Here is an 18,054-nt window from a genome sequence, read left to right as displayed (position 1 = left end):
GCGCGGGCCCGGGTCACGCGCGACTTCCTCCATGGAGCCGCCGTACAAGCCCCTGGTCACGCCTCGCCGGAACTCCGCCAGCGCAAGCTCGAAGGATCGGTGCTCTGCAGTTCCAGGCCCATGCACTCGGCGAGGCCTGTGGCCAGTGCCGACAGCGTCGGATGCTGCCAGACAAAGTTGTTGGCGAGCTCGACCCCGAGGTCGGATTGCAGACGGACCCGTAGTTCCATGGACAACAGCGAATCGAAACCCAGCGCCTTCAGAGGGGTCTGCGCGTCAAGAGTGGTGCTGCCCAGCCGGAGAACTCCGCGAATGTGCTCGGCCATGTAGGTCTCGAGGGCCTCGCGCCGGGCGATACCTGGCGCAAGGCCCTCGAGACGGCCCCGGATGTCGCGGGAACCCTCCGGTGCGTCTACCGGGTATTCGTTGTCCGGGGCGAGGAGGCTGAAGAACGAGGACTGCCGTCCGGTGAGGGGAATCCAGGTGCCCGGTTCCCCGGGAATCACCCCGGTCTGGACGCGTCCGTGTGCCAGAAGCGAGTGGAGCGCCAGCAATCCCTTGTCGGTCGGGATCGTCTCGTAGCCCCGGCTGCTGAAGTCGGTTGCGACACCGGTCTCGCCCCATGGCCCCCAGTTGACGGCGAGCGTGGGCATGCCGGCGCGGCTCCGCCACGCGGCGAAGGCGTCGAGCCAGGAGTTGGCGGCTGCGTACACGCCCTGTCCGGGGTTGCCCAGCAGGGAGGCCATGGAGGAGAAGACGACAAACCAGTCCAGTGTGTGCGCTGCGGTGGCGTTGTGCAGTTTCCACGCGCCGGTGACCTTGGGGTTCCATACGCGCTTCAGCTGGGAGTCCCGGATGTTGGCGATCGCGGCGTCCTCGAGGACCATGGCACAGTGGATGACACCGCGCAGGGGTGTCCGGTCTTCGGTGGCGGTGGCCACCAGGCGTTCTGCGGTACCAGGTTTGGCGATGTCGCTCAGTACGACAGTGATCCGGGTGCCGCCGGCGGACAGCTCCGTGATCGCGCGCGCGGCGGCAAGGGAGGGAGGCGTGCGGCCGTTGAGGACGATGTGACTCGCGCCCTGCTCGGCCAGCCAGTGCGCGGTTGCCAGGCCGAGGCCGCGCAGGCCGCCGGTCACGATGTAGGCGCCATCTGTGTGCACGACAGGCGGTCCCTCGGGAAGGACCGCAGTGGTCTTCCCTCGGTTCGGGACGGTCAGGACCAGCTTGCCGATGTGGCGGGCGCTGGCCATCAGCCGGAAGGCTTCGGTGGCTTCGGCGAGCGGATACGGGGAGCAGAGCAGCGGCTTGAGACGGCCTTCGGCGAACTCGGTGACGACCTCACGCAGCACGGTCGCGAACATGTCGGGGCGGGTCCGCTGGAGTTCGATGAGATCAACGGTGCTCAAGGTGATGTTGTGCCGGAACGGGGCCAGCCCGACAGGGGCGTCGGCCAGGATGTCGCGCACTCCCAGTTCGACGAAGCGGCCGAAGGGCCGAAGCGTCTCCAGCCCTGCGCGGACGGCCGCACCGGAGAGCGAGTTGAGGACGACATCGACGCCCTGGCCGTGGGTGGCGTTGCGGGTCTGCTCGGCGAAGTCCAGGGACCGGGAATCCATCACCCGCCTGATCCCGCTGCCGCGTAGGTATCGTCGCTTCTCTTCGTTGCCGGCTGTGGCCAGCACCTCAGCGCCGAGCAGCTTGGCGACGGCGACCGCCGCCAGACCGGTGCCCCCGCTGGCCGAATGGATCAGGACGCGTTCTCCCGCGCGCAGCCGGGCGACGTGGCGCAACGCGTACCAGGCAGTGAGGAAGGCCGTGGGCACTCCTGCCGCGGCGACAGGATCGAGCATGGCCGGAATCGGGGCGACCACGGTCGCGGGCACAGTGACGAACGAGGAGAAGGCGCCGCCTTCGAGGTGAACGGCGAGCACCGGGTCGCCGACGCTTAGGTGCTCGACGCCAGGCCCGACTTCGGTCACCACGCCTGCGCACTCGAAGCCGATCCGGTACCGGATGTCCTGCTCGCCGGGCAGGAGGCCCATAGCCGTGAGTACGTCGCGGAAGTTGAGGCCCGCTGCCTGGACGCGTAGCTCCACTTCGCCCGGTCCTGGAGTCCGCCGCCCGGTCGCGGCGAGTTCCAGACTGCCGAGATCCCCGAGCCGCCCCGCCCGGAGGCGGAATCCGTCCACCCCGTAGCGCACGGTGCGGGTGGCGGCCGTGACCTGTTCGGAGGCGGCAAGGGGGGCGTGATCGAGACGGGCGATGTACCGGGTGGTGCCTCGTAGGGCGATTTCGTCTTCGTGGCCATCGGCGAGCAGTTCCTCGGCCAGACTCCGCAGGCCTGGGTCGCCGTGGTCCGTGTCCACCAGGGTGGCGCGCATGTGCGGGTGTTCGAACGCCAGGACGCGGATTACGCCGCGAAGGGCACTTTGCTCAAGATCCACGGTCTCGTCGGCCGCTACCGCGCGGGCGGCCCGGGTGACGGCGTACAGGCGAGGAGGGGTGGAACTGCGGGCGGCTGCCTGGGCAGTGGCGAGGATTCGTCGGGCACGCCGCTGGGCGCCCACGGTGGGATCGTCCGTGGTGGTGGGCGATGTTCCGCACAGCATCACGACGGCGCGCGCGGGGGACGCGATGTCCTCCAGGTGTGTGCTGACGGATTCAGCGAACGGTCCGAGCCGCTCGTCTCGCAGCGGGGTTTCCCACGCCTCGGCCTGAGCTCCGGCCTCGCGCAGGATGGTGGCCAGTGCCTCGGCGTCTCCTTGGCCCTCCCCGATGACGAGCCATTTTCCGGGCGCTGGCTGCGAGGTGGCCTGCGGACGTGGGACCGGATGCCAGCTGGTCTCCAGGAACCACTGGTCGACCTGATCGGCCTTCCGTGTGCTTCGGCGTGCAAACTTCACTCCGTCGATGGCCATAACCGGCTTGCCTGTTTCGTTCAGCAGACGGGCATGCCCCATGGCGCTGTCGGCTGTGGTCTCAACGATCCGGGCGTGGCAGTACACAGCGGTCGCGGGATCCCCCAGAATCCGTACTGCCCCCATCTGGACGGGAAGGATCAGCCCCTGGCCGACGTCCTCGACGGGTCCTGCGACCAGGAGTTGCAGGCAGAGGTCGACGAGGACAGGGTGAACCCGCAAGGAGAGGTCTCCGGTCCGCGCGGGCTCCGGGACAACAACGCGGGCCCAGAAACTGTCTCGGCTGCGGGAGGCGTGCAGATCCGTGATGCCGGTGAACGCCGGACCGTGTTCCAGTCCACGGGAGCGGAGTCTTGTGTAGAGAGCTGCGGGATCGTCGGTGACCGAGTGCCTCCGTGACAAGGTGGCGACGGACGCGGTGTGGGTGCGCGTGGGCCGGGAGAGACGGCGCAGCATGGCTGAGGCGTACATCACCCACTGGCCGTCGTCACCGCGTCCGAAGATTTCACATGTGGCGTGGTCCGGGGCGGTCATGGTGACGGTCGTGCTGAGGTCGGTGTGCTCGGTCAGACGCAGCAGCTCCCGGAATGAGACGTCGGTGATTTCCACGTCGGCGGGGGTGGCGTCGAACACCTCGCAGGCGGTGGTCAGTGCGATGGCGTAGTGGGCGGCGCCGGGCAGTACCGGGGTTCCGTGCACTCGGTGGTCGGTCAGCCAGGGCAGCCCCGTGGTTCCGGCGTCCCCCTGCCAGCAGTGGCGCGCCTGCTCGCCGGGTACCTCGGTGTGGCTGCCCGGCAGGGCGACGGCCGAGCGCGCGACGTGCTGCTCGGCGGGGGTGGCTGGCCGGGCGGCATTCACCCAGTGGTACTTGCGGTCGAAGGTAATGGTGGGGACGTCAGCGAGGTCGCCCCGCGCGTACAGTGGCGACCAGTCGACGTTCACACCCGCGCAGTGCAAGGCCGCGAGCTGGGTGCGGAACGTGGTGGGTTCGTCCTCGCCGCGGCGTAGCGTGGGCAGCACGACCGGTTCGCCGGTCAGGTCTTGCAGGCTCTCCGCGACGGCGTGTGTGACCACTGGGTGCGGGGAGATCTCGAGATACACCAGGTTGCGATCCGCGGCGGCCGTGGCCACCGCCGGGCAGAAGCGCACCGGGTTGCGCAGGTTCGCGCACCAGTAGGCGGCGTCGAAGGCCGGCACCTCGTGCGGGTCCTTCAGCACGGTGGAGTAGAAGGGGATCCTGGGGCGCTGAGGAGTCAGGTCGCCGAGGCTGGTGAGAAGTTCTGCGAGCAGTGGGTCCACTTGCGGGCTGTGGGAGGCGACGTCTACCGCGACGGTCAGTGCCGGGATACCGCGGTCCTTCCAGCAGGCGACGAGCCTTGCGACCTGGGTGGGGTCGCCAGCCACGACGGTGGAGTTCGGCGCGGCAAGGACCGCAACAGAGACTGACTCGGCGTTGTTCGCGGCGAGTTCGGCCTCCACCGCGGCCCGGTCCAGCCCTACGGTTGCCATGGCACCGGCTCCAGCGATCCGGGTGAGCAGCGCGGAGCGCCGGCAGATCACCCTGGCGCCGTCCTTCAGCGACAGGGCCCCGGCCACGACAGCGGCTGCGACTTCTCCCATGGAGTGGCCGATGACACCGGCCGGCTCGACTCCATGGGCGCGCCAGGTGGCGGCCAGCGCGATCTGCAGGGCGAACAGCACGGGCTGCACTTTGGAACATTCCGTCACCGGTTCACCGGCGCGTACCACGTCCAGTACGGAGAACGTGGCCTCGGCGAAGATGTGAGCGTCGGCTTCGGTCAGGGCCGCTGCGAAAGCCGGTTCCTGCTGCAGCAGTCCCCGTCCCATGCCCGGCCACTGCGAGCCCTGCCCGGAGAATACCCATACGGGCTGCCGGGAGGCGGTGATGCTAGTCGGCCCCGTCACTACGGCCGGGTGGGCCCGGCCCGCTGCGAACGACCTCAGCGCGCCGACCGCGTCGCGCGTCGAACGGGCCACGACTCCGAGACGTCCCCGCCCTGCGCTGCGTCGCAGGGCCAGGGTGTGCGCGACGTCGCCCAGCGGTACCTTCGCGCCGTCGCTCTCCAGCCAGTCGGCCAGACGCAGTGCCGCGGCCGGTAGCACGGCGGGGGATCCGGCCGGAACCAGGACCACTTCGGATGCGGCAGGAGGGGTCTGCCGTCGGCGTGACAGGGCCGTTCGGCTGTCCTGTGGCGGTTGCTCCAGGATGACGTGGGCATTGGTGCCGGAGAATCCGAAGGAGGAGACCGCGGCCAGCCTCGTCGGCGCCTGCACGGGCCACGAAGTCAGCTCGGTGGGTACGAAGAAGCGTGTCTTGTCCGCGGCGATGGCCGGATTCCAGCGAGTGAAGTTCACGTTGGGGGGGATGAGCCCGTGTTGGAGGCACAGGACGGTCTTGATCAGTCCGGTGACTCCGGCGGCGGGCTCCAGGTGGCCGAGGTTGGTCTTGACGGAACCCAGAGCGCACCGGCCGTGGCCGGTGCCGTACACCTGCGCCAGGCTGGCGAACTCGATCGGGTCACCGAGCGGGGTTCCCGTTCCGTGAGCCTCGATCATCCCCACGTCCTGCGGGTCGATCCCGGCGTTTGTGACTGCCTGCTGGAACAGAGCCTGCTGGGCGGTGGGAGAGGGGGCGGCCAGGCCGTCGGACCTGCCGTCCTGGTTCACGGCGGACCCGCGGACGACGGCGAGGACCCGGTCGCCGTCCCGTTCGGCGTCGGCCAGACGTTTGAGTACGACCGCGCCGCAGCCTTCACCTCGGACGAAGCCGTCCGCGGCTGCGTCGAAGGTGTGGCAGCGCCCTGTGGGCGACAGCATTCCCATCCGGGCGAAGGACAGGGTTGTCCTGGGGCGGAGCATGAGTGTGACGCCGGCGGCGAGAGCGAGATCGCATTCGTTCTGAAGCAGCGCCCGGCAGGCCAGGTGGAACGCGACGAGTGAGGACGAGCAGGCCGTGTCGAGGGCGATGCAGGGGCCGTGCAGACCCAAGAGGTAGGAGATACGGCCTGCGGCGACGCAGTGCCCGTTCGTCAGAATGGAGCCCTCGAGTTCTTGGGGCTGTCCGGCGAGCTGATCCATGTAGTCGTTGTAGCTGAGACCGGTGAAGACGCCTGTCGGCGAGCCGGTCAATCGATCCGGTGGTAATCCGGCGTGCTCCAACGCTTCCCAGACCACCTCCAGCAGCAGCCGGTGTTGGGGATCGAGTACGTCCGCCTCGCGGCCGGAGACACCGAAGAAGTCCGCGTCGAAAACGGACACGTCATTCAGGTAACCGCCCTGCTGAGGAGGTGTGGGCACGCCGGGGGTCCGCTCGGCGCCGCGTTGTGCCCAGAGCGTCTCGCGTCCCGGCGGCGGATTCCCGACCGCCTCTTGCCCCTCGGCAAGCAGCTGCCACAGGGCTGCGGGGGAGTCGATATCGCCAGGAAGCCTGCAGCCCATGCCAATCACAGCGATGGGGTCCGTTGCCTTGTTCGAGGGATGCCTGTGTCGGCCCACGGTGGTTCTCCTTATCGATTGACTGGGCAAGGAAGCGCTGAGCTCCCGCTCTGCTGACAGCTCATCCGGGCTCGCAACGCGCACCGGCAGGGGTCGGACCGGGTGCCATGGAGGGCTGAGGGCTATCGGGGCGGGCCTCAGACGTCGGGGCTTCCCAGGAGGATCGCGCTCTTCACCCCGCCGACCTGGTAGTTGAAACTCAGCGCGTAGTCGAAGTCGAGAGGCCGGGTGTGCACGCCGGGAACGGGGTCGAAGGTGAGGTTGTCTGCCGGCTGCTCACAGTTCGCGGTGGGACATACCTCGCCGCGCTCCATCATGAGCAGGGTAAGAGCGACGCCGAGACAGCCCGCGGGCGCGCCGTTGTGGCCGAAGCAGCCTTCCTGAGACGTCATCAGAAGGTCCTGGGCGGCGGAGCCGTACAGTTCCTTGATCGCGTTCGCCTCGAAGGTGGTGACCACCACGTTGCCGTCGCTGCCACCGTGGACGTAGGGCACCTGGCCGATCTCCCAGCGGTCTGCGAGACATCGACGGACGGCGGACACCAGCTCGCGGCCCGTCTCGTCGGAAGCCAGAGGGTTAGTCAGCCCGTCGCGGGTCGTGGCCTGGGCGAGCACCTGACCGTACAGGTGGGCCCCGCGCCGGGTGGCGTGTTCGCGGCTTTCCATGATGACGGTCACCGATCCCTCGCCGTGGTTGATGCAGTCGGCACGACGGTCGTAGGGGCGCATGAGGGAGTCGAAAGACGGCAGAAGCGCGGGCATGTCGTCGGACCGGATGTTCTCGTACGTCTTCTGCGCGCCCTGCAGCAGGCGCTGGATGTTACGGATCAGTTTGACGCTGAAGATGTCGACGCCGGTCACGACGGCGATGTCGACCTCGCCGCCGGCGATCAGGCGTCGGGCGTTGCCGATCTGCACTGCGGATGACGCGCAGCCGCACGAGACCGTGAAGTTGGGGCCTTTCGATCGGGACAGTGCGCCTTGGACCAGGGCAACGTCGGAGGGAGTGACGGCCTGTTCTGCCGCGACGAACAGTTCCATCGCCTCCGACACGCGAATGGTCTCGGGATCGGCTCGCAGCACGGCGAGGTAGCTGTCGATGTTCGCGTCGACGCCGCCGCGTCCGGCCAGGATCGCCGCGTCGGCCAGGTCGCCCGAGTAGGGATCCAGTTCGGCGTCCGAGCATGCCTGCGCCATGGACACCAGGCCGAACCGATGCGCTGCGGTGTAGTGGCGTGAGAAGAAAGGGGCGATATCGGGGAGGCGTTCGTCGAACATTGCGTCCGAGAGGTCTACGGAGCCGTAGTAGGCATTGCTCTGCATGAGGCAGGAGGCCCCTCGGGAGGCGATGTTCCACAGGTCGTCCGCGGTGAAGACGGGTCGCCCGTCACCGGGAAGGCAGAACCCGATACCGGTGACCACGGCATCCCGCGCGTGCCGGCCGCCTCCTGAGAGGGAGGCCGCCCCGCTCACGACACACCTACGTGCAACAGAGAAGTCGTCATGGTGATCCCCTCCGGATCAGTTGGTAGGACCCGCACGAAATCGACTGTGTGCTGCTGAGGAAGTGATTCCGCAGCGGCCGGATTCGTACAGGTATCTATTCGGCAATGTACGTGTGATAGATCCATCGATAGACCGGCAGCATTTCACCATCGAGTTCGGCATAGTGATCCACGAACTCAAAATGCTCATAACCGTTCCGATAGGGAACCGTCACTCTTGTTTCATTTTCCAGTGATTTCACTTCCCAGGCCGACGGAGATCCCTCCGGCCCTCCTCTGAGCATTACACGAATCGATTGAGGCATAGCGCTCTCCAGTCCGGAGGATCGGCGCTGAATGATCAGCGCTGAATGATCAGCGGAGACGTTGGCGCGATTGTTTTCCGCCATGCCGCCCCGAGTGCAGCCGAAAATGCTTCCACCACAGAACGGTGAGTGTCACCATGCCGCGCAACTGGTCCAGGAATCCCATGTTCGGCGCGTCACTCCCCATCGTGCGGGAGCCGGTCCGGAGGCGGCGCGGGCGGTATCGGCGACCGACCTCGCGTACGAAACGACGTGGCCGCCACAGGGTCGAAGTCGGCAGCGTGCGCCATCGTGACCGCATTGACCAGCGCGGTTCCAGGGCGCCGCGCGGGGGTCCGGGCGTAGACGGCCGCCGAGATCACGACGGGCCCTGATGGCGGGAGGCAGGCCCTGATGACGGATTGGACAGCACTGGGAACTCGCATGGCGCCCCTTTGGCGAGGTGATGCGAGCCGCCTCTTCCTTGCCGGGGGCGCTCATTGCGACGAACGATCTCGATGCTGCACACGACTGGCTGGCCAGTTGTGCGGTGGATCGTCGATTGCCGCGCTCCCCGGAGAGGAGGGCAGCCCACCGGTTGGATTCCAAACGGTTATCCCACAGGGCCGAATAATCTCGCAATGAGGCCGCTTACAATTCACCCGTATGGCGTAATGTGATGAACGGCGGACTCCATATTTCCGGCGGGCTTCGCAAATCCAGCCTCACTGGTCACAAAGTCGCATTCATGGCGGTTTGTCGCCGAGATGTCGCGCACGAATGGAGATAGCCCGCACTCCGGTAATTATCTGGCAGCGGCTGATTGCGGTGAAATGATCTTGGCGTGACTGCCGCCGTCACGGCGGCAGTGGCCCACAGCCGGCCACCACTCTCGGAGCAAATTTCGGACTGGGCCAATCGGGTGACTAATTGGCGCAGGGGTTGATGACAGTTCATTCATTGGAGTTACTGAAGTCGTTGAACCGGTGGGTCGCCCATCCCTCTCCGGGGAGCTCGGCAATTGGCCCGCCCGTTTCAGCCCTTCCTGCCGGCAGGGCTTCGGCGAGCAGAGCCACTGCAAGGCTGCTCCGGAGAGCCACCGGCCGGTGGGTGCTCCCGACATCGGCTGGTGAAGCGTCTCGCCGTGCTTGAGACCGGGCAGTGTGCGCACGTCGCGGCTGATGTCCGTCGGCCCCCGATCGCCGTCGGATCCGCCCCGTTTTGAGCGGACTCATCGCCGCGAGCCACTGCCCGGTCGGCCTTCCCGAAACTGAGAGCCGATCTTCCTCTCACCCCTGCCCCCGTCGGGCATGAGGGAAGCCCGCCCTCGCTCTCGGCCGGTTCCCGTGCGGACCGCAATGGTCCGCCTGTCACAGGAGGATCCGTCATGTCCACAATCGCAACCTCGTCCGGCCAGTCACAATCGGTCACCCAACTACCCTTCCCCTTCGGTCCACTGCTCCTGGCGGTCCTGCCCAACTCCGGACCGGTCGCCGGCGGCAACACGGTCCATCTCCTCGGAGCGGGCCTCAGCGGTGCCACCAGCGTCCTGTTCGGCACCACGCCAGCCACCATCGTCACCCAGGACGTGCTGGGGCTCACTGTCACGGTCCTGGTCCCCGCGCACGCCGCAAGCACGGTACCGGTCACCGTTACCACGAGCGGTGGTACCAGCAACCCGGTTCCCTACACCTACGCGACCCCGTCCACGCCTGCTCCTCCCACCGCCACCAGCATCATCCCGGCCTCGGGTCCGGTCGCCGGCGGCACCCCGTTCGTGATCACCGGCACCAATCTGAACGGCGGCACTGTCACCGTCAACGGAGTTCCGGCCACCGTGGTGGGCAGCGACCCGACGGGAATCCTGCTGTTCGGGATCATCCCGGCCGGCGCCACCGCGGGCAACGTCCCGGTCGTGGTCACGACCGCGGCTGGCACCACCACTGTCCCCAGCGGGTACACCTACATCTGACCACCCCCTCACGGCCTCTCTCCTGCCACGTCGCCACGTCGACCGGCCGGGGCCGTGAACAGCGCCGGCCTGCGAGTTCCTCGCGCAGGCCGGCGCTGTTCGGAACCAGGGACGATTCTGTCGCGTACGTCAACCCCGAGACGCTGCGGAGCTGGGTGCGTGATACCAACGGTCGTCCAGTCACCGTCGGCGCGTCGCAGGACACCGAGGCCGAGTTGGGCGGAGAACGCGCGGCTGGCCAAGGCCGAGAAGGAATGGCAGCTGGAGCGGGAGATCCTGCGTCGGGCAGCGGCCTATTTCGCCCGGGAGATGAAGTGAAGACCGCCGCTTGGGACTTCGTCTCCACCCACGCCGAGATGTTCGGCATCAAGCGGATATGCCGGTGCTGGCCGAACTGCGCGGCTTTGGCCGGACGGTCAACCGCAAGCGCGTGGCCAGGCCGATACGCAAGCACGGCATCGTCAGCCGTCACCTGCGGAAGAAGAAGCGCACCACGATCCCAGACCGCCTCGCGCCGCCGGTGGCGGACGTGGTCCAGCGGAACTTCACCGCGTCCAGCGGGACTTCACCGCCGGGACGCAGGACCAGAAGTGGTGCGGCGACATCACATACGTGCAGGTCGGAGCCGCGTGGCTCTACCTCGCTTGCGTCATCGATATCCGGTCGCGCCGAGTGCTCGGCTGGTCGATGGCCCCGCACATGCGGGCCGAGCTCGTCATCGACGCACTCGAGGCCGCAGTCGCGACCCGCGGCCGCGACGTCACCGGAGTGATCTTTCACGCGGACCACGGATCGCACTACACCTCGGCCGCGTTCGCCCAGGTCTGCGACTTGCACGGCATCCGCAGAAGCATGGGCAGGGTCGGCTCCAGCCACGGCTGTGAGGATGGGGTCACCGTCGCCGGAGCAGCCTGACTGGTGTTACGACTGACCCCTAGTAGGGTCGGGGACTGGCGCGGTTGCTGACGCTCCGTTTCCAGTCCCCGCCGCTTCAAACCGTGCATGCAGTTCTCCCGCACACGGCTTTCCGACATCGTTCACCGACTGGCATGCGCTGTCGCCCTGCGTACGTTTCCGGTAAGACGGTAGACGCCGAGCCGGGTGATCCACCCATAAGTAAATCGGGTGGCCCAATTCCTGCCCGCGAGTCTGTGTTTCGTGCTGGCGAAGATCGCCAGCCGCTCGTGGACGTAACCGTCGACCACGTTGAACTTCCTTCCGGAGTTTCCGTTGCGGAAGTACGCAGCCCATCCCCGCAGTACGGGGTTGAGATCGGTTACTACGGCGGATACCGGCCGCTCAGTTTTCGAGCGAGCGGTCGCCGCGCGGACCTTGTCACGCAGTACCCACATCGCTCTGGCTGAAGGCCAGCGTTGCAAGTAGTACCTGCCCCGCCATTTCCACGATTCCCTCTTCCGGTGGTGGAAGCCGAGGAAATCGAATCCTTGCCCGCCTCGGGTGAGGCAGACGATGCCGGTCTTCTCGGGGTGCAACCGCATACCGAGTCTTTCCAGCACTCGTGCCGCTAACTCACGGGCCTGTTCCGCCCGTTGTTCGGTCGGCGACAGGACCACGAAATCATCGCAGTACCTCACCAGCGTCCCCAGCCGGCGGCCCTCGCGCTGCCACGCCTCATCGAGAACGTGCAGCGCGACATTCGCCAGCAACGGGGAAATCGGTGATCCCTGCGGGGTTCCCGCCCCGGTCGGGGACGTCACCCCGCCCTCCAGAACTCCCATCCTCAGCCAGGCCCGGATCAGCTTCAGCATCGGCCGGTCCACCACACGCCGGGCCACCTGGGCCATCAGCGCCTCATGACCGATCGTGCCGAAGCAGTCCCGGATGTCGGCCTCGAACACCCACTCCCGCCGCTGGTTCGCCGCGACACGCACTGCCTCGCAGGCGTCGATCGCGGACCGCTTCGGCCGGAATCCGTAGCTCGCCTCGGTGAACTGAGCCTCGAATACTGGTTCAAGGACCAGTTTCGCAGCCGTCATCACCACACGGTCCGCCACGGTGGGGATCGAAAGCGGCCGGAACTCCCCAGGCCGCCCCGGTTTGGGAATCTGGACCCGCCGCAACACTGACGGACGATACGTATACATCCGCAGTTTCCGCGAAAGGTCCTGGAGGAATGCATCCACCCCCGAGGTTTCCACCGCGTCGACGGTCATACCGTCCACGCCAGGGGCGCCTCGGTTTGCGCACACACCGGCCCATGCCCGCCGAAGAACGTCCATGCGGTGGACATGGCCATACAGGGCGTGAAACCGGCGTTCGGGCTCTTGCTTGGCACAGTGGTACAGCGCCCGTTGCAGGGCTCGGACCTTGTCCAGAGGACGGCGGCCCGGTCCCGCGGCGCTTTCCTCCCGGCGGATGGAACTAGCCGAAACGGCACTCATCCGGGTCCCTCCCTGTTCGCGAATCACATCGATGAAGCAGGGGCCCTTCGCTCCCAGCGGGTTGTGTTGTCCCGCCGATCACCACTACTACGACCCCCTCCGACCGCCTCTCGGCAACCTGCCATTTCCCGGTTCTGCCGGTTATAGGAAGGCCACGCTTCCCGGGCCGCAAACCCGGGGCCGAGGAGGCTCTCTCCAGTTCCCAGAACAACCTTCCAACCATTCCACGCCCCTTACGCCGGGAGGTTCTTCAACGACCGCTCCAGGTCCGAGATCGTCTTCCGTGGCCTTCGCCAAACAAGCACAGGCTCGGCTCCTCCTTGGCCCGCCCCAAGCGGAGCGGGGGTTAAATGACGACGCTGCAGGCTTCAGAGGGCGTTAAGTCCCGTTCCTGATGATGTGGTGTCGCTCTTTCGTGGGTGATGGGTCGGTTCCGTCCTCGCTTCGTGTCGTGTGCATGATGGGGTCGCGGGCATGGAACGGATGCCGTACGCAACCGACTTGTCCGACGAGCAGTGGTCGTTGATCGAGCCGCTGGTCACCGCGTGGAAGCAGGATCGGGTGTCGCGGTCGGCGACCGGGGACCCGGGCTCCTGCGACCTGCGCGAGGTCGTGAACGCGCTGCTCTACCAGAACCGGACGGGCTGTCAGTGGCGTCTCCTGCCGCACGACCTCCCGGCCTGGTCGGCGGTGTTCTACTACTTCAGCGTGTGGCGCGAGGACGGCCTTGACCAGCGGATCCAGGAGATCCTGCGCTGCCAGGTGCGGGAGCGGTCCAGGCGATTAGAGGACCCGTCCCTGGTGATCATCGACACCCAGTCCGTCCGCGTGGCGGCCGGAGTGCCGAAGAAGACGACGGGACTGGACGCGAACAAGAAGACGCCCGGCAGGAAGCGGGGACTCGCCGTCGACGTACTGGGCCTGATCATCGGTGTGGTGATCCTCGCCGCGAGCGCGCACGACAACGAGGCCGGCATCGCCCTGCTGGACCAGGCGGCCGAACGATGCGGGATGCGCCTGGAAAAAGTCCTCGTCGACCAGGGCTTCAAAGACGCCGTGATCATCCACGGGGCGGTGAAGGACATCACCGTCGAGGTGGTCCGCCGCAACCCCGACGACAAGGGCAAAGGCTTCGTCCCGCAACCGAAACGATGGGTGGTCGAGCAGGTCAACGGCACCCTCATGCTGCACCGGCGCCTCGCCCGCGACTACGACCACCGGCCCGACAACGCGGCCTCCCGCGTCTACTGGGCCTCCACCGCCGGCATGCTCCGCCGCCTCACCACCCCTACCCCCACATGGCGTGACGACGTGGAGCTGGCCGCGTGAACGTCTGCGAACTCCTGCGGCTGCTGCAGACCGAACACGATGAGACCGCCGCACGAGCCGACAACCTGCGCGAGCAGATCGAGCGGCTCACCACCGCCCTCGCCGAGACCGAAGCCCGCCTGGCCGAGCTCACCGCCACCCGCAAGGTCATCGACGGCCTCACCCCACCCGACCACGAACCGGCCCCCGCACAGACCACCACCGCCACCGTCTACCAGCGCATCGTGACCGCGTTCAACGAGCACCCCGGCAAGGTGTTCCGCGTCCACGATCTGCACGAGCACCTCGGCCTGCCCACCGACGAGCCCTCGATCAACGTCACCCGCTCCCGCCTGGGACGACTCGCCCGTCAGGGATTCCTCAAGCAACCCGGACGCGGCCGCTACCAGAAACGGACTTAACGCCCTCTCACTTCATGTTGCGGACTGGTCGGTTGCACGCCCCCGGAGGGCGCTTGTCACTCCACTTCGACGCCACCATTTCGAGCGACGCCGGGAGTCAGCTACCGGGGACCCTGGCGTCTCCCCGAACCGGACTCACACCGGCTGGCTGTCCTGAGCTTGACGTCCGGTTACATCCCCACATCCCTTCTGAGCTGCGATGACGCCCGGACTGCTGGACGTACACTTGATCTTTAACCTCGGGCCCGAACGAGTCCTCGTACTTGATTACTCGGACCGGTAGCTGCCGTGCGTGCAGGCGGCCTTCGGCTGAGCATGTGATCCGACCAAGGAACACGCAACACTCAGCACGAAGGCCGTGGGAATGAGTCTGTTGCATCATGCTGTCCGGCAGGATCCGTTTGCGGAACTGTCACGCTTCCGGGGCGAGTTCTATTCCTGTCTGACCCGGCATGCGGATGCGTTGTTCGAGCTCGCGGACACCGTGTTATGCGCCGACGGTCCGGTCCGGTAGCTGGTGGAACTGTCGCTGGTGGGTGAACACCGTCGCGGGCACGGTGGGCTCTACGACGCTCTGGCCGCGGGCCAGGTCGATGTGGCCCGGCTGCGGCGGGCCCTGGCCGCGGTGTCATTGCCGCGATCGGCGGACGGCCGGCTGGTCCTGGCCGCCGATATCGCCTGCTGGCTGCGGCCCAGCGCGCACAGCTCACCGCAGCGGATCCTGTGCCACACCTACGGGCGGGGCAAGGACCAGCACATTCCCGTGCCCGGCTGGCCGTACTCGGTGATCTGTGCACTGGAGACGGGGCGCAGTTCATGGACGGCGCCGCTGGGCGCACTGCCGCTGGCACCGGGAGATGATGCCGCCACCGTCACGGCCGGGCAGATGCGTGAACTCGTCGAGCGCCTGATGGCGGCCGGGCAGTGGAAAGACGGCGATCCGGAGATCCTGATCGTGGTGGATGCCGGATACGACGTGCCCCGCCTGGCCTTCCTGCTGCAGGATCTGCCGGTGCAGGTGCTGGGCCGGATGCGTTCGGACCGCGTCCTGCGCCGTGCACTCCCGCCCCGCGAGCCCGGCACCCGGGGCCGCCCACCCCGCCACGGCGGCGAGTTCGTCTTCGGTGACCCGACCACCTGGAACACCTCCGACGCGCGGACGGTGACCGCAACCCGCCTCTACGGCACCGCCACCGCACGGGCCTGGAACCGGCTCCACCCGAGACCGACCCACCGCTCGGCCTGGACCGCCCAGCTGGGCGCCCTGCCGGTCATCGAGGGCACCGTGATCCGCCTGCAGGTCGAGTACCTGCCCAGCGGCGCGACACCGAAGCCGGTGTGGCTGTGGTGGTCGGAAACCGACGCCACCACAGCCGACATCGACCGTCTGTGGCAGGCGTTCCTGCGGCGCTTCGACATCGAGCACACCTTCCGGCTGTTCAAGCAGACCCTGGGCTGGACCTGCCCGAAGATCCGCACCCCCGAAGCAGCCGACCGCTGGACCTGGCTGATCCTCACCGCGTTCACCCAGCTCCGTCTGGCCCGCCCGCTGGCGGCCGACCTGCGACGGCCGTGGGAGAGACCGAGCCCGCCCGACAGGCTCACTCCCGCCAGAGTCCGCCGCGATTTCCGGCACCTCCGCCCGAAAGCCGGGAGACTGTCGCACAACTCGTCCTTGGCGAAAGTCAAGAGCGAGCTCTGGCTGTGCGTCTGACCAGCTTGTTGAGGTTGTGGACCGTGCCGAGGAGTTTGAGTTCAGTGTCCACGGCACGGCGGCCGCGGTAGTTGAGGTGGCGGCCGAACCGTTGGAAGAGCTGGGCGAATCCTGGCTCGACCAAAGCACTGCGTTGGCGATACTGGATCCGACCATTTGGAGTGGACAGTCGGTCGGCCGTGACGTGCTGACCGCCGCGGGCGTGTTGGCGCTTGGTAGCGAATCCTGCCTGGTGGGCCTCGCTGGTGACGGATACCAGCAGCGGGAGGTCGGCGAGGGTTTCGAAGGCGGCAGTGGAGGCGTATCCACTGTCAGCGAGCCAGAGTTGGATGTCGCTGGTGAGTCCGGCTGCCTGATGATTGTGTTGGGTCTTGTTCACCATCGGGACGAGGGCTGTCATGTCGGAGGGGTTGTCGTGTGCCTCGATGGCCAGCAGGATCTGGCGGCGGGCGCACACGATCTGCACGTCGTACCCCTGCAGGTACCCGCCGCGTTTGCTGAGCATCATCCGTGAATCGGGGCCGCTCGGGCATGCACGGGCCTGTGGCGAGGGGACGGGTTGGGGGTTGCGGACTCGCTCCAGCCCCTCGCGAGCCTTCTCCAACCGGGCTCGCTGCCTTACCAGCACGGTCTTGTGCTCCATCGAGACCGATGGTCGACCATTTGCTCCGCGGCGGCCGGCTGTCACATCCGCCTGGGTCCGGACTTCGTGCTTCCTCAGCTTTTCTCGGTGGGCTGCCGTCTCCGTGGCCAGGCGTTTCTCTGCTCGGGCCACCATCCGTTCTGCAGCCTCGACCTTGATCCTAGTGCTGGATTCCTCAAGTTATGGGTATAGGCCCTTTGTTGGGGATGTCGCTGGGGGTGCGTTGTGCCGAGATTGCTGCGGGCTCGGACTGCTTCGGGACCGGATGAGGAGAAGGTGATCGCCAGGCTGGCGGGAGCGCGGAAAGCGCCGGCTGACCTGGTGTTGAGAGCACGGATCATTGCTCTGAGCTGGGACGGTCTGAGGGTGGCCGGGATCGCGGCGGAGCTGGGCTGTCATGCAAAGACGGTGCGGTGGTGGCTGCATCGGTTCAACATGCTGGGTGTGGAGGGGTTGGAAGACCGGCCGGTGGCCGGTCGTCCGCGCCGGATCACCGAGGCGGAACGGTCGAGGGTCATCGGGCTGGTCAAGCAGGCCCCGCAGGGGCGTCTGACCAGGCGTGAGGATGGTGAACTGGCCGCGGAGGACGAATCGGGGGCACCTGAATGGACACTCGACGCCCTTACCGAAGCCGCCCGCCGCCACGGGATCGAGGTAGGACGTTCACAAGTCCGCAGAATCCTGCTGGCCGAGGGCGTCCGGTGGCGCCGCACCCGTTCCTGGATCCGTTCGAAGGACCCGGATTTCGAGGGAAAAGGACACGGGTCGTCTGTCTCTACACCTGCCCGCCCGAAGATGCGACGGTCGTCTGCGTCGACGAGCTCGGGCCGGTGATCCCGCGTACTTTCCCGCCGGCGCCGGGCTGGTCGCCGGACGGACACCGCATCAAAGCAGAACTCGACTACGGCCGCGGACCGGAGAAGACCTGGGTCTACGGCGGCCTCCGCGTCCGAGACGGGCAGCAGGTCACCATGACCGCATCCTCCCGCAACAGCGTCTTCTACCAGCAGTTCTTACAGAAGCTCGAGCGAGCAAACCCAGTCGGCGACATCTACGTAGTCACCGACAACCTGTCCTCACACAACAGCCTGTCCACCCGGACCTGGCTTGAGGACCACCCCCGCATCCGGCACGTCTTCATACCCGTCGGCGCATGCTGGCTCAATCTCCAGGAAGGCTGGTGGCGCATCTTCCGCAAAGCCGCCCTCACCGGCCAAACCTTCGCCGGACCCGACGAGATCGCCCAGGCCACCACACTCGCAACAGCTCAGCTCAACTCCCGTGCCAGACCCTGGATCTGGGGCAGACCCTCCCCGCCCACCCGACACCTACGCCGCCGGTATATCTACTACCTTTAAGGAATCCAGC

The 18,054-nt window shown here is 67.1% G+C and carries 11 protein-coding genes and 2 pseudogenes; 8 read left to right on the top strand and 5 right to left on the bottom strand.

What is annotated here, in order from left to right; translation table 11 throughout:
• Positions 1 to 56 precede the first annotated feature (56 nt).
• From OG611_RS26265 to OG611_RS26255, 3 genes are all read right to left on the bottom strand, one after another.
• Positions 57 to 6,389, bottom strand: coding sequence for a type I polyketide synthase (locus OG611_RS26265; RefSeq protein ID WP_323180274.1), 6,333 nt, complete (start codon positions 6,387 to 6,389; stop codon positions 57 to 59).
• A 185-nt stretch (positions 6,390 to 6,574) separates the two neighbouring features.
• Complete coding sequence (locus OG611_RS26260) at positions 6,575 to 7,858, bottom strand: beta-ketoacyl synthase N-terminal-like domain-containing protein (RefSeq protein WP_323180235.1); 1,284 nt, start codon at positions 7,856 to 7,858, stop codon at positions 6,575 to 6,577.
• A gap of 178 nt (positions 7,859 to 8,036) precedes the next feature.
• Positions 8,037 to 8,330: a DUF5988 family protein gene (locus tag OG611_RS26255; protein WP_266424651.1), complete on the bottom strand. Its 294-nt coding sequence runs from the start codon at positions 8,328 to 8,330 to the stop codon at positions 8,037 to 8,039.
• Positions 8,331 to 9,612: 1,282 nt separating this feature from the next.
• Between OG611_RS26255 and OG611_RS26250 the strand changes: the two genes are divergently transcribed.
• From OG611_RS26250 to OG611_RS26240, 3 genes and pseudogenes are all read left to right on the top strand, one after another.
• Positions 9,613 to 10,197, top strand: coding sequence for an IPT/TIG domain-containing protein (locus OG611_RS26250; protein WP_266424648.1), 585 nt, complete (start codon positions 9,613 to 9,615; stop codon positions 10,195 to 10,197).
• A gap of 159 nt (positions 10,198 to 10,356) precedes the next feature.
• Positions 10,357 to 10,515, top strand: coding sequence for a hypothetical protein (locus tag OG611_RS26245; protein WP_266424645.1), 159 nt, complete (start codon positions 10,357 to 10,359; stop codon positions 10,513 to 10,515).
• 276 nt (positions 10,516 to 10,791) lie between these two features.
• Positions 10,792 to 11,112 (top strand): annotated as a pseudogene (locus OG611_RS26240) (DDE-type integrase/transposase/recombinase); the annotation flags it as partial.
• A gap of 122 nt (positions 11,113 to 11,234) precedes the next feature.
• Here OG611_RS26240 and ltrA read toward each other — a convergent pair.
• Positions 11,235 to 12,437 (bottom strand): group II intron reverse transcriptase/maturase, encoded by a 1,203-nt coding sequence (ltrA, locus tag OG611_RS26235; RefSeq protein WP_266426162.1) that lies wholly within the window; start codon positions 12,435 to 12,437, stop codon positions 11,235 to 11,237.
• A gap of 636 nt (positions 12,438 to 13,073) precedes the next feature.
• Between ltrA and OG611_RS26230 the strand changes: the two genes are divergently transcribed.
• The 3 genes and pseudogenes from OG611_RS26230 to OG611_RS26220 all read left to right on the top strand — a co-directional run.
• Positions 13,074 to 13,928 (top strand): IS5 family transposase, encoded by an 855-nt coding sequence (locus tag OG611_RS26230; protein WP_266414261.1) that lies wholly within the window; start codon positions 13,074 to 13,076, stop codon positions 13,926 to 13,928.
• Positions 13,925 to 14,329, top strand: coding sequence for a hypothetical protein (locus OG611_RS26225; protein WP_266414258.1), 405 nt, complete (start codon positions 13,925 to 13,927; stop codon positions 14,327 to 14,329). The genes OG611_RS26230 and OG611_RS26225 overlap by 4 nt, the downstream gene beginning before the upstream one ends.
• Before the next feature lie 364 nt (positions 14,330 to 14,693).
• Positions 14,694 to 15,980: pseudogene (locus OG611_RS26220) on the top strand (NF041680 family putative transposase); the annotation flags it as partial.
• A gap of 34 nt (positions 15,981 to 16,014) precedes the next feature.
• On the opposite strand, the gene OG611_RS26215 reads toward OG611_RS26220, so the two are convergent.
• Positions 16,015 to 16,551 (bottom strand): transposase, encoded by a 537-nt coding sequence (locus OG611_RS26215; protein ID WP_266424642.1) that lies wholly within the window; start codon positions 16,549 to 16,551, stop codon positions 16,015 to 16,017.
• 411 nt (positions 16,552 to 16,962) lie between these two features.
• Between OG611_RS26215 and OG611_RS26210 the strand changes: the two genes are divergently transcribed.
• The gene (locus tag OG611_RS26210; RefSeq protein ID WP_266424640.1) at positions 16,963 to 17,520 is read left to right on the top strand and encodes a helix-turn-helix domain-containing protein; all 558 of its coding nucleotides are present in this window, start codon (positions 16,963 to 16,965) and stop codon (positions 17,518 to 17,520) included.
• Positions 17,406 to 18,044, top strand: coding sequence for an IS630 family transposase (locus tag OG611_RS26205; protein ID WP_266426250.1), 639 nt, complete (start codon positions 17,406 to 17,408; stop codon positions 18,042 to 18,044). The genes OG611_RS26210 and OG611_RS26205 overlap by 115 nt, the downstream gene beginning before the upstream one ends.
• Positions 18,045 to 18,054 lie beyond the last annotated feature (10 nt).

Origin of the sequence: Streptomyces sp. NBC_01363, from assembly GCF_026340595.1 — a bacterium.
Taxonomy (GTDB): Bacteria; Actinomycetota; Actinomycetes; order Streptomycetales; family Streptomycetaceae; genus Streptomyces.
The sequence above is the reverse complement of the archived record's forward strand: the minus strand, read 5'-3'. Positions and strand labels throughout refer to the sequence as shown.